The sequence below is a fragment of the Azospirillum isscasi genome (genome assembly GCF_030849505.1).
GTDB lineage: Bacteria > Pseudomonadota > Alphaproteobacteria > Azospirillales > Azospirillaceae > Azospirillum > Azospirillum isscasi.
Map to the genome: position 1 here is coordinate 1 of NZ_JAUJFI010000179.1, position 10785 is coordinate 10785.

Annotated in this window: 13 protein-coding genes; 4 read left to right on the forward strand and 9 right to left on the reverse strand. The window is 67.5% G+C overall.

Features of this window, described 5'->3' with window-relative positions; genetic code table 11:
• The coding region (locus tag QSG27_RS24575; RefSeq protein ID WP_306710796.1) for a hypothetical protein at positions 1-573 on the reverse strand (573 nt) is incomplete at its 3' end.
• 140 nt (positions 574-713) lie between these two features.
• Positions 714-1562: a branched-chain amino acid aminotransferase gene (locus QSG27_RS24580; RefSeq protein WP_306710798.1), complete on the reverse strand. Its 849-nt coding sequence runs from the start codon at positions 1560-1562 to the stop codon at positions 714-716.
• A gap of 154 nt (positions 1563-1716) precedes the next feature.
• On the opposite strand from QSG27_RS24580, the gene QSG27_RS24585 reads away from it, so the two are divergent.
• Positions 1717-1920 carry a hypothetical protein gene (locus tag QSG27_RS24585; protein ID WP_306710800.1) on the forward strand — a complete coding sequence of 68 codons (204 nt, stop codon included), beginning with the start codon at positions 1717-1719 and terminating at the stop codon, positions 1918-1920.
• A gap of 106 nt (positions 1921-2026) precedes the next feature.
• Here QSG27_RS24585 and QSG27_RS24590 read toward each other — a convergent pair whose 3' ends face one another.
• From QSG27_RS24590 to QSG27_RS24610, 5 genes are all read right to left on the reverse strand, one after another.
• The gene (locus QSG27_RS24590) at positions 2027-2803 is read right to left on the reverse strand and encodes a succinate dehydrogenase iron-sulfur subunit (RefSeq protein ID WP_306710802.1); all 777 of its coding nucleotides are present in this window, start codon (positions 2801-2803) and stop codon (positions 2027-2029) included.
• Positions 2804-2833: 30 nt separating this feature from the next.
• Positions 2834-4615, reverse strand: a complete 1782-nt coding sequence (sdhA, locus tag QSG27_RS24595; protein WP_306710804.1) for a succinate dehydrogenase flavoprotein subunit — start codon at positions 4613-4615, stop codon at positions 2834-2836.
• A 6-nt stretch (positions 4616-4621) separates the two neighbouring features.
• Positions 4622-5017 carry a succinate dehydrogenase, hydrophobic membrane anchor protein gene (gene sdhD, locus QSG27_RS24600; protein WP_306710806.1) on the reverse strand — a complete coding sequence of 132 codons (396 nt, stop codon included), beginning with the start codon at positions 5015-5017 and terminating at the stop codon, positions 4622-4624.
• Between the two features lie 11 nt (positions 5018-5028).
• The gene (gene sdhC, locus QSG27_RS24605) at positions 5029-5418 is read right to left on the reverse strand and encodes a succinate dehydrogenase, cytochrome b556 subunit (RefSeq protein ID WP_306710808.1); all 390 of its coding nucleotides are present in this window, start codon (positions 5416-5418) and stop codon (positions 5029-5031) included.
• A gap of 249 nt (positions 5419-5667) precedes the next feature.
• A complete protein-coding gene (locus QSG27_RS24610; protein ID WP_306710810.1) occupies positions 5668-5931 on the reverse strand; it encodes a hypothetical protein in 264 nt (87 codons plus the stop codon).
• A 133-nt stretch (positions 5932-6064) separates the two neighbouring features.
• Between QSG27_RS24610 and QSG27_RS24615 the strand changes: the two genes are divergently transcribed.
• Positions 6065-7084: an aspartate-semialdehyde dehydrogenase gene (locus QSG27_RS24615; RefSeq protein ID WP_306710811.1), complete on the forward strand. Its 1020-nt coding sequence runs from the start codon at positions 6065-6067 to the stop codon at positions 7082-7084.
• A gap of 66 nt (positions 7085-7150) precedes the next feature.
• Here QSG27_RS24615 and QSG27_RS24620 read toward each other — a convergent pair whose 3' ends face one another.
• Positions 7151-8719 carry a lysine--tRNA ligase gene (locus QSG27_RS24620; protein ID WP_306710814.1) on the reverse strand — a complete coding sequence of 523 codons (1569 nt, stop codon included), beginning with the start codon at positions 8717-8719 and terminating at the stop codon, positions 7151-7153.
• A gap of 143 nt (positions 8720-8862) precedes the next feature.
• Here QSG27_RS24620 and QSG27_RS24625 point away from each other — a divergent pair, with 143 nt between their 5' ends.
• Together QSG27_RS24625 and QSG27_RS24630 are read left to right on the forward strand one after the other, a co-directional pair.
• Positions 8863-9186, forward strand: a complete 324-nt coding sequence (locus tag QSG27_RS24625) for a DMT family transporter (protein WP_326522692.1) — start codon at positions 8863-8865, stop codon at positions 9184-9186.
• Positions 9187-9334: 148 nt separating this feature from the next.
• Positions 9335-9799, forward strand: a complete 465-nt coding sequence (locus QSG27_RS24630; protein ID WP_306710818.1) for a hypothetical protein — start codon at positions 9335-9337, stop codon at positions 9797-9799.
• Here the strand turns inward: QSG27_RS24630 and mtgA are convergent.
• Entirely contained in the window at positions 9796-10494 is a 699-nt protein-coding gene (gene mtgA, locus QSG27_RS24635; RefSeq protein ID WP_306710821.1) for a monofunctional biosynthetic peptidoglycan transglycosylase, read from the reverse strand. The two genes, QSG27_RS24630 and mtgA, sit on opposite strands and share 4 nt — an antisense overlap.
• Positions 10495-10785: the final 291 nt, after the last annotated feature.

Consider the following 10785-nt stretch of genomic DNA (forward strand, 5'->3'; position numbering starts at 1 on the left):
ACCGCCGGCACCGTCCGTCCCCAAGGAGTTGCCATCCGCGGCCACACCCTCCGTCCGCGCCTTCGTCGCGCGCGGCTTGCGGGCGGGAGCACCGGCGGGCGGAGCCGGCTCCGCGGCGGTCTCGCCGGCCGGTTCCGCCACGGCGGCCAGCGCTTCCGTCTTCTCCGGGCCCTTGTCCCGCTCCCCCGCCTTCTTCAGCACCTTGTTCTTTGAAAAGCCGGACTCGCGCAGAGCCGCCTTCAACTCCTCCCAGGCCATCCGGATTTCCGTGGCGAACTCCCGCGCCTCGCCGTCGCGGTGGGTGCGGAAATACTCCGCGGCTTCCCGCATCTGGGCCGGCAGGGTTTCCGCCCCGGCGCGCACCGCCTCGTTCCGCAGACGGTTCTTGCGGCCGTCCAGATAGGTGAGGATCTCCGACACCTCCTCGGGCGAGCAGGCTTTCTGAAGCTTGTCGGTGACCACGGGCGCGGCCTTGTCGATCTTCCCGACCACCTCCGACCGCCCGCGCTTCAGGTCCGGATCGTAGACGGTGCGGATCACCTGGATCACGCGGCGCCGTTCGCGGAATTGCATGCTCTCTTCTCCCAGCCGATTCCTCCGGCGGATTCGCTCCGCCGCTTCGCCGGAAGCATGCCCCGGAACGGGCCGCATATCAAGCCGGTTTCCGGTCCGCATACCGCCCGGAAACCGGCATCCGAGGTCCGCGCTGGAGATCAGCGGAAGGCGAATTCCCAGTAGAGCGCGCGGGCCCGCGCGGCGCAGGGGCCGGGCGTCAGAGACCGGCCCTCCACGCGGGTCACCGGCACCACTTTGGCGTAGTTTCCGGTCGAGAAGACCTCGTCCGCCTCCAGAACGTCGCGGGGGCTCAGCGTGGCCTCCTCCACCGTCACCCCGTCGCCGCGCAGCAGAGCGATCACGCGCTGGCGGGTGATGCCGTTGAGGAAGGTGCCGTTGTGCACCGGGGTGCGCACCACCCCGTCCCTGGCGATGAACAGGTTGGCCGTGGCGAATTCGGCGACGTTGCCGATGGGGTCGAGCATGATGGCGTTGTCGAAGCCGCGCTCCCGCGCCTCCTTCAGGGCCAGCCCGGCGTTGGGGTAGAGGCAGGCCGCCTTGGCCTCGGTCGGCGCCATGTCCGGCACCGGGCGGCGGCGGCTGGACAGGCAGGCGGTGAAGCCGGCGGCGCTGGGCAGCGGCGCCTCGTAGACCGACAGGACGAAGCGCGTGCTGTCCGCGTCGGGCGCCACGAACCCCTCCTCCGCATAGAACATGGGCCGGATGTAAAGCTCGGCCTCCTTGGGAAAGCGGCGGATGCCGTCCCAGCACAGTTCCTCGATCTCGCCGGCGGTCAGCATGGGGGCAAGGCCCATCACCTGGGCGGAGCGCACCACGCGGGCGCAATGCCGGTCCAGGTCCGGCGCCACGCCCTGAAAAGCGCGGGCACCGTCGAAGACGACCGAAGACAGCCAGAGCGCGTGAGTCATCGGGCCGACGATGGCGGGGTTGCCCGCGATCCATTCGCCCTGGATGTAGCTCAACGCCTGACCGGCCGTGTTGCCCATGATCTTCTCCCTTTTTGGCTTCGAGTCGGTTCTGTCCGGATGATTCACTCCCTCGAAAAGCATACCCCCTCATCGCCGCCGGTCAATGCGCGCAGACGGGCCAGCCGGACCGTTGATGTTCGACAACCCTCGCAACACCGGGAGTCACCGATCCATGGGCTGGACCTCACCGACCGCCATCCCGCAGCCGCTGCGCGCGGCCCCGCCCCATCCGCCGCCGGGCCAGGACGCCCCCGCCCCGGCCCCCATCACCGACAACCCGGACCTGCCGACCCCCGGCCCGCAGGAGGACATGCCCTCCCCCCTGCCCAACGACGACGTGCCGCCTTCCCGCCCCACCGACCCGGATTTTGCGTGATACCGGGCGTGATACCGGGCGTGATACCGGCGTCCGGCACCAAAGCAAACGGGGCGCCCCCTTTCGGAGGCGCCCCGTTCCCTATCGGCGGACCGCTGCGGATGGATCAGCGGCGCACGACCATCAGCTTCTTGATCTCGGCGATGGCCTTGGCCGGGTTGAGGCCCTTCGGGCACGCCTTGGTGCAGTTCATGATGGTGTGGCAGCGATACAGGCGGAACGGGTCCTCCAGGTTGTCGAGGCGCTCGCCCGTCATCTCGTCGCGGCTGTCGACGATCCAGCGGTAGGCCTGGAGCAGGATCGACGGGCCGAGGTAGCGGTCGCCGTTCCACCAGTAGCTGGGGCAGGAGGTCGAGCAGCAGAAGCACAGGATGCATTCATAGAGGCCGTCCAGCTTGGCGCGGTCCTCCGGCGATTGCAGGCGCTCGCGGCTCGGGGCCGGCGACTGCGACTGCAGCCACGGCTTGATCGAGGCGAGCTGGGCGTAGATGTGCTTCAGGTCGGGCACCAGATCCTTCACCACCGGCATGTGCGGCAGCGGGTAGATCTTCACGTCGCCCTTCACGTCCTCGATGGCCTTCAGGCAGGCCAGCGTGTTCGTGCCGTCGATGTTCATCGCGCAGGACCCGCAGATGCCCTCGCGGCAGGAGCGCCGGAAGGTCAGGGTCGAGTCGATGTTGTTCTTGATGTAGATGATCGCGTCCAGGATCATCGGCCCGAACTTGTCGAGATCGACGACGTAGGTGTCGACCCGCGGGTTCTGGCCATCGTCCGGCGACCAGCGGTAGATCTTGAAGGTCTTGGCCCGCTTGGCGCCGTTCGCGGCGTTGATGGTCTTGCCGACGCCGACCTTGGAATTGGCGGGCAGGTTGAATTCGACCATGGTTCGTATCCTTGCCTTGCTCTTGCCGCCTTAGTAGACGCGGGCCTTGGGCGGGAACACCTGCACTTCGTCGGTCAGGGTGTAGAGATGGACCGGGCGGTAGCCGATCTTCGTCTCGCCCTTGTCCGACACCTCGATGACGGTGTGCTTCATCCAGTTCTCGTCGTCGCGGTCCGGATAATCCTCGCGGGCATGCGCGCCGCGGCTTTCCGGACGGTTCTTCGCCGAGTGCAGCGTGGCGACCGCCTGATAGAGCAGGTTGTCCAGCTCGATGGCTTCCACGAGGTCGGAGTTCCAGACCATCGAACGGTCGGAGATGGAGATGTCGCCCTTCTTGGCGAAGGTCTGGTCGATGAGCTTGACGCCCTCCTCCAGCACCTCGCCGGTGCGGAACACCGCGCAGTTGTTCTGCATGGTGCGCTGCATTTCCAGGCGCAGTTCCGACGACTTGATGGAGCCCTTGGCGTTGCGGATGCGGTCGAAGCGCTCCAGCGCGACGTCGGTCGCGGCGGCGGACGACGACACCGACTTGCCCTTCTCCACGATCTCGGCGGCGCGGATGGCGGCGGAGCGGCCGAACACCACGAGGTCGAGCAGCGAGTTGGAACCCAGGCGGTTGGCGCCGTGCACCGACACGCAGGCCGCCTCGCCGATGGCCATCAGGCCGGGCACCACGCGGTCCGGATCCTCGGCGGTCGGGTTGACCACCTCGCAGCGGAAGTTGGTCGGAATGCCGCCCATGTTGTAGTGCACGGTCGGCAGAACCGGGATCGGCTCCTTCGTCACGTCCACGCCCGCGAAGATCTTGGCCGTCTCGGCGATGCCGGGCAGGCGCTGGTGGATGATCTCCGGCGGCAGGTGCTCCAGGTGCAGGTGGATGTGGTCCTTGTGCTCACCCACGCCGCGGCCCTCGCGGATCTCGATGGTCATCGAGCGGGACACCACGTCGCGCGAGGCGAGGTCCTTGGCCGACGGCGCGTAACGCTCCATGAAGCGCTCGCCGTTCGAGTTGGTGAGGTAGCCGCCCTCGCCGCGCACGCCCTCGGTGATGAGGCAGCCGGAGCCGTAGATGCCGGTCGGGTGGAACTGCACGAACTCCATGTCCTGCAGCGGCAGGCCGGCGCGCAGCACCATGCCGCCGCCGTCGCCCGTGCAGGTGTGGGCCGAGGTGGCGGAGAAGTAGGCGCGGCCGTAGCCGCCCGTCGCCAGCACGACGAGCTGGGCGCGGAAGCGGTGGATGGTGCCGTCGTCCAGGTTCCAGGCCACCACGCCCTTGCAGACGCCGTCCTCCATGATGAGGTCCAGCGCGAAATACTCGACGAAGAACTCCGCCTCGTGCTTCAGCGACTGCTGGTAGAGGGTGTGCAGGATGGCATGGCCGGTGCGGTCGGCGGCCGCGCAGGTGCGGTAGGCCTGCTGCTTGCCGTAATGCGCGGTCATGCCGCCGAAGGCGCGCTGGTAGATCTTGCCTTCCGGCGTGCGCGAGAAGGGCACGCCGTAGTGCTCCAGCTCGATGATCGCCGGGATGGCCTCGCGGCACATGTACTCGATGGCGTCCTGGTCGCCCAGCCAGTCCGACCCCTTCACGGTGTCGTACATGTGGAAGCGCCAGTCGTCCTCGCTCATGTTGCCGAGCGCGGCGGAGATGCCGCCCTGCGCCGCCACCGTGTGGGAGCGGGTCGGGAACACCTTGGTGATGCACGCCGTCTTCAGGCCCTTCTCGGCCATGCCGAAGGTGGCGCGGAGGCCCGCACCGCCGGCACCGACGACGACGACGTCATAGGAATGATCGATAATATCGTAGGCGGCCATGGCTCGTCAGGCTCCGAACGAAATCTTGAGGACGGCGATGACGCAGGCGGCAGCCAGCGCGAAGCACAGGAACTTCACGGCCAGGATGCTCAGGATCTTCGCCAGCTCATTGTGCACGTAGTCCTCGATCACCACCTGCAGCCCGCTCTGGGCATGGTGGAAGGTGACCACGGCGGTCAGCACCATCATCAGGGCCGAGAAGGGCGACTTCATCCAGGCGACGAAGGCCGCGTGGTCGGCACCGAGATGGCGGATCACGCCGAAAACGAACCAGACGGTCAGCGGAACCAGGGCGATGGCGGTCACGCGCTGGTGCCACCAATGCTCGGTCCCGTGCTTGGCCGAGCCCAGGCCGCGCGCGATCTGCAGCGGCGAGCGGAGGGTCTTGCTGTTGGACGCCATGTCTTCTCTCCTCACCACGCGATCAGGCCGATGATCCAGGTCAGCACGGTCAGCACAGCCGCCGCGATGACGACGATCTGGTTGCCGCGCTCGGCCTCGCTCAGCTCGAACGACTTGCCGGCGTCCCACACCAGATGCCGGACGCCGTTGCACAGGTGGTAGTAGAGCGCCAGCGACCAGCCGAACATCAGCAGCAGGCCGAAGAAGGAGCCGATGAAGTGCTGCGCGCGTTCGAAGGCGGCCGGGCTGGTGGCCGCGGCGACCAGCCACCAGGTCAGCAGAAGGGTACCGACGGCCAGCCCCACGCCCGTGATGCGGTGCGTGATGGACAGGATCGCGGTCCTGGGGAGTTTGTAGACTTGCAGATGCGGAGAGAGCGGCCGACCGCTGCCGTTTGCCATTGCGTCGTCCTCAGTTCGGCGACCGGTCGCGGCAAGGAGGGCGGTTGCCGCGACGGCGGGTGATGCGAGACCGAAAGTTTTAAGCCCTGCTGTGTTTGGCGATTGAATTACGCCTCTCACGCACACGAGTCAACGGCAGGGACTTGGCCGTGGCTAAAATGGCGCACCGCGGGAAGTGTCTGAAATCTAATGGGGTTTGCTGTAGCTGGTATTACCAGAGGCAAGGGCGCAGTCTTGCGGTTCGGACAGTTACTTGTCGAACCGGCGGACATTCTCCACCATCATCGAATACATCTGCGTAATCAGCTCCGCCGGGCGCAGGCGCCCGAAGGGGATGTTCTCCTTGGCCCACTCCACCAGCCCCTCCGGCGGGCGGACGGGGGCGACCTCGTAGCCGGCCTTCTTCAGGGCGTTCATCACGGAACGCGCCTGCTTGGTGTAGTCCTCGTTGAAGATGGACTTGTCGGCGTCCTTGATCGCCTTGGCGATGATGTCTTCGAGCGGAGTGGCCATGCCCCGGTGCGCAGGTCGCGGTCGTTCGTGATAAGGACGAACACCGTGTCACAACGCGGGCGCTGTTGCAATTCCATTGGGAACCGCATACCTCAAGCCCTCTTCGCACCGCATATCACAGGGATTCACCGCCATGGGCTACACAGTCGCGGTCGTCGGCGCCACCGGCAACGTCGGACGGGAGATGCTGACCACCCTCGCCGACCGCAAGTTCCCGGTCGGCGAGGCGATCGCCCTGGCCTCCGACAACGCGGTCGGCAAGGAGGTCTCCTTCGGCGAGGACGAGGTGCTGAAGGTCCAGGATCTCGGCAAGTTCGACTTCAAGGGGGTGGATCTCGCGCTGTTCGCGGCGGACGCCAAGGTCTCGGCGGCCCACGCGCCGCGCGCCGCGGCGGCGGGTGCGGTGGTCATCGACGCCAGCCCGCAGTTCCGCATGGACCCCGACGTCCCCCTGGTCGTGCCGGAGGTGAACGCCGCGGCGCTTGCCGGCCATGGGAAGAGGAACATCGTCGCCAGCCCCGACGGCGCGGCCATCCTGCTGGCGGTGGCGCTGAAGCCGCTGCACGACCGCTTCACGGTCCGCCGTGTCGTGGTCTCCACCTATCAGGCGGTGTCCGGCGCCGGCAAGGACGGCATGGACGAGCTGTTCGGCCAGACCCGCGCCATCTACGTCAACGACCCGGTGCAGAAGTCCACCTTCTCCAAGCAGATCGCCTTCAACGTCATTCCCCACATCGGTCCCTTCATGGAGGACGGCGCGACGAAGGACGAATGGGCCTTGAACGTCGAGACGAAGAAGATCCTCGACTCCAAAATCAAGGTGACCGCGACCTGCGTCCGCGTCCCCGTCTTCATCGGCCATTCCGCATCCGTCACCATCGAATGCGAGGAGCCCGTCACCGCCGAGGAGGCCCGCCGCATCCTGCGCAAGGCGCCGGGCGTGCAGGTGATCGACCAGCACGACAACGAGGGCTACATCACCCCGGTCGAGGTTGCCGGCGACGACCCCGTCTTCGTCAGCCGCATCCGCGAGGACTACACGGTGGACAACGGCCTGTCCTTCTGGTGCGCCACCGACAACCTGCGCAAGGGCGCCGCTCTCAACGCCGTGCAGATCGCCGAACTGCTCGTGGAGCGGCATCTCGGCGGGTGATCCGCGAATCGCTCCGGGAACCTCCCCCGCGGCGGGCCGGCGGCGCGGGGGAGGGAAAGGGAGAGGTCAGGCGGCCAGCTTTTCCCGGATCAGGGCCTTGGTCTCGTCCAGCCCGTAGAGCTGGATGAAGGAGCCCATGCGCGGGCCGGTGGTCTGGCCGAGCAGCACCTCGTAGAGCGCCTGGAACCAGGCGCGCAGCTCGGTGAAGCCGTGCTCCTTGCCGACCGCGAAGACCTCGTTCTGGATCACGTCGCCCGCCGCGTCGGCGGGAACGGTGTCCAGACGCTTCAGCAGATCCTCCAGCGCGGTGCGCTCGGCGTCGGTGGGGGCGCGGAAGCGCTTCGTCGGCTTCACCTGATCCTGGTAGTAGCGGACGGCGTAGCCGACCAGCCTGTCCAGGAAGGGGCTGTTCTCCGGCGTCGCCTCGGGCGCGTAGCGGCTGATGAAGCCCCACATCACGTCCTTGGTCTCGGCGTTCGCCGCACCGGCGAGGTTCAGCAGCAGGTTGAAGGACACATCCGACCGCACCGCCGGGGCCGTGCCGTTGTGGATGTGCCAAGCCGGGTTCTCCAGCGCCTTGGCCGGCTCCTCCACCGGCAGCTTGGCGACGAAGGCCAGATACTCGTCCACCGCCCGCGGGATCACGTCGAAGTAGAGGCGCTTGGCCGACTTCGGCTTCTGGAACATGTAGAGGGCGAGGCTCTCCGGCGGGGCGTAGGCCAGCCACTCCTCCATGGTCAGGCCGTTGCCCTTGGACTTGGAGATCTTCTGGCCCTTGTCGTCCAGGAACAGCTCGTAATTGAAGCCCTCCGGCGGGGTGCCGCCGAGGATCTTCACAATCTTGCCGGCGAGGTCCGCGGAGGGGATCAGGTCCTTGCCGTACATCTCGTAATCGACGTTCAGCGCGTACCAGCGCATGCCCCAGTCGGGCTTCCACTGGAGCTTGACGTGCCCGCCGGTGACGGGAACCTCGACCTTCTTTCCGTCCTCGTCCTGGAAGACGATGGTGCCGGCGTCCACGTTGCGCTCCAGCACCGGAACCTGGAGCACGCGCCCCGTGGAGGGGGAGACGGGCAGGAACGGGCTGTAGGTCTGCTGGCGCTCCTCGCCCAGCGTCGGCAGCATGACGGCCATGATCTCGTCATAGTTCCGCAGCACGCCGAGCAGCGCGTCGTCGAAGCGGCCCGACGTGTACCAGTCGGTGGAGGACTGGAACTCGTACTCGAAGCCGAAGCTGTCGAGGAAGGCGCGCAGCCGCGCGTTGTTGTGCGCGCCGAAGCTCTCGTGCGTGCCGAACGGGTCCGGCACCTTGGTCAGCGGCTTGCCCAGGTTGGCGGCGACGAGTTCCTTGTTCGGAACGTTGTCCGGGACCTTGCGCAACCCGTCCATGTCGTCGGAGAAGCAGAAGAGCTTCGTCGGGATGTCGCTCATCCGCTGGAAGGCCTGACGGACCATGGTGGTGCGGGCCACCTCGCCGAAGGTGCCGATGTGCGGCAGGCCCGACGGACCGTAGCCGGTCTCGAACAGGACGTAGCCTTTGGCCGGCGGCTCCTTCGCGAAGCGCGCGACGAGTTTGCGCGCCTCCTCGAACGGCCACGCCTTCGCCTGCAACGCCAATTCCCGCTCGCCGGTCATGGTAGAGCCCCTTCAAAACTCGACGGAAGTGTAGAAAGGCAGCGACCCTAGGGCGGACCGCGCCGTCCGTCAACGGGCGCCGCGCTTGTCCGCCTCGCGGTTCGGGTGCATTTCTGAAAGTGCATCACCCGCCGAGGACCCGCATGAGCTGGCTGTTCCTGTCCGTCGCCATCGCCTTCGAGATCGTGGGCACCGTCGCCATGAAGATGTCCGACGGCATGACCCGCCTGTGGCCCAGCCTGGCGGTGGTGGCCTGCTATCTGGTGGCCTTCGCGATGCTGGCCCAGGCGCTGCGCGAGATCGAGGTGGGCGTGGCCTACGCCATCTGGTCGGCGGTGGGCACCGCGGCCATCGCGGCCATCGGGGTGTGGGTGTTCGGCGAGTCGCTGAACCTTCTGAAGCTGGCGGGGATCCTGCTGATCGTGGCGGGGGTGGTCAGCCTCAGGATGTCGGGGGGCGGGGCGTGACGCGACAGGCATAAGTTGCCGACCGGCAGCATAAGCTGGGCCGCCGATGGGTGTGGCTGGTCGCGAAGCCGTTGATTTCGTTGCACTCGCTGGATGGCGCCATCTTTGCTTGCGGTTGTGTCCAAAGCAATCGTTCCAGGAGATGTCCGTGACCAGCATCGGCAGCGCCTTCAGCGTCACTTCCACCGTCTTCAACGCCGGGGTTGCGGCCATGGCGAAAGACGGCGGTGGGGAGCGCAACGGTTTCAGGTTGACGTTGGACGAGAATGACCCGAACGCACCGAAGCCGATTTCGACCGCCGGCCTGCCGATTCTGCGCAGCCCCCCGGAAATGATCCAAGACTGGGCGAAGCTGGAGGAACTGGCGCGCAATCCACCGGCGATGACCGAGCGGGACATCGAGAACCAACGCCCCCTCGTCGAGTTCTGGAAGGGCGGGCAGAAGGTTGCCGAGGTGTCGCGGGGTGGATTCCTGATGACGCAGAACGCCTTGGACGTCTCGTCCATCATCGCCAGGGACGGCGCCCTTGCCGGCCGCGAACTGGCGGAGCAGCGGGCGAAGCTGCTGGGCGACATGCTCGGAAAGGGCTATGAAGCGCGCCGCGTGGGTTAACGTGCGCCCTTTGCCGCGCACTCCGCCAGCCCGTCCCGCTCCACCACCGCCATGCGCCGTTCGATGATCGCCGCCCGCCGCGCCACATAGGCGCCGGGCGGGTTCGGGGACCAGTTGCGGGGGTTGGGCAGGACGACGGCCAGCAGGGCGGCCTCGCGGCGGGTCAGGGAAGCGGCGGGTTTCTTGAAATGGTGGCGGGCGGCGGCCTCGGCGCCGTACACACCGTCGTCCCACTCAACGCTGTTCAGATAGACCTCCAGGATGCGGCTCTTGGGCCACAGCGCCTCGATCAGCAGGGTGAACCACGCCTCCGCACCCTTGCGGGTCCAGCTGCGGTCCGGCCAGAGGAAGGCGTTCTTGGCGGTCTGCTGGCTGATCGTGCTGCCGCCGCGCAGGCGCCGGCCCTCCTCGTTGTCCTCGAAAGCGCCTTCGATGGCCGCCCAGTCGAAGCCGCCGTGGCCGCAGAACAGCGTGTCCTCCGACGCGATGACCGCGCGGGCGAGGTGCGGGGAGATCCGCGCCATCGGCACCCAGTCGTGGTCAAGCCCGGAACCCCCGGCGGCGCGGATCAGCATCAGCGGCGTGGCCGGCACCGGCACCACGCGGTAGAGCGCCGCCCAGCCGACGCTGAAGGCCGCCAGGGCGACGGCCAGGGCCATCAGAAGTCTCAGCAGACGCCGGACCGGAAACCGCATGCGCTCGACCTCTCCTCTGCGCCGCTCAAGGGACGGGGGAGCACTTTCGAGGGGGCGGGCCGCCCGGTCAACACGGGTTTGCTCGCATTGCGGCGGCGGGGGCCATTATACTGCGCGCCATGGATTTGACCTCGGCGCCCTCCCTCCCGTCCTTCAGCCTCGATGACGCGCCGGCACTGGTGGCCGGTGCGCGCCGCGTCGTCCTGCTGACCGGCGACGGCGAGGTGGAGGAGCCGGCGCCCGCCGACGCCGCGAAGCGGGCGCGCCGGCACCCGCCGCTGGTCTGCCACG

Coding starts and splice junctions, on each gene's coding strand:
- QSG27_RS24580 (WP_306710798.1), bottom strand. CDS start 1,562: ATGGGCAACACGGCCGGTCAGGCGTTGAGCTACATCCAGGGCGAATGG.
- QSG27_RS24585 (WP_306710800.1), top strand. CDS start 1,717: ATGGGCTGGACCTCACCGACCGCCATCCCGCAGCCGCTGCGCGCGGCC.
- QSG27_RS24590 (WP_306710802.1), bottom strand. CDS start 2,803: ATGGTCGAATTCAACCTGCCCGCCAATTCCAAGGTCGGCGTCGGCAAG.
- sdhA (WP_306710804.1), bottom strand. CDS start 4,615: ATGGCCGCCTACGATATTATCGATCATTCCTATGACGTCGTCGTCGTC.
- sdhD (WP_306710806.1), bottom strand. CDS start 5,017: ATGGCGTCCAACAGCAAGACCCTCCGCTCGCCGCTGCAGATCGCGCGC.
- sdhC (WP_306710808.1), bottom strand. CDS start 5,418: ATGGCAAACGGCAGCGGTCGGCCGCTCTCTCCGCATCTGCAAGTCTAC.
- QSG27_RS24610 (WP_306710810.1), bottom strand. CDS start 5,931: ATGGCCACTCCGCTCGAAGACATCATCGCCAAGGCGATCAAGGACGCC.
- QSG27_RS24615 (WP_306710811.1), top strand. CDS start 6,065: ATGGGCTACACAGTCGCGGTCGTCGGCGCCACCGGCAACGTCGGACGG.
- QSG27_RS24620 (WP_306710814.1), bottom strand. CDS start 8,719: ATGACCGGCGAGCGGGAATTGGCGTTGCAGGCGAAGGCGTGGCCGTTC.
- QSG27_RS24625 (WP_326522692.1), top strand. CDS start 8,863: ATGAGCTGGCTGTTCCTGTCCGTCGCCATCGCCTTCGAGATCGTGGGC.
- mtgA (WP_306710821.1), bottom strand. CDS start 10,494: ATGCGGTTTCCGGTCCGGCGTCTGCTGAGACTTCTGATGGCCCTGGCC.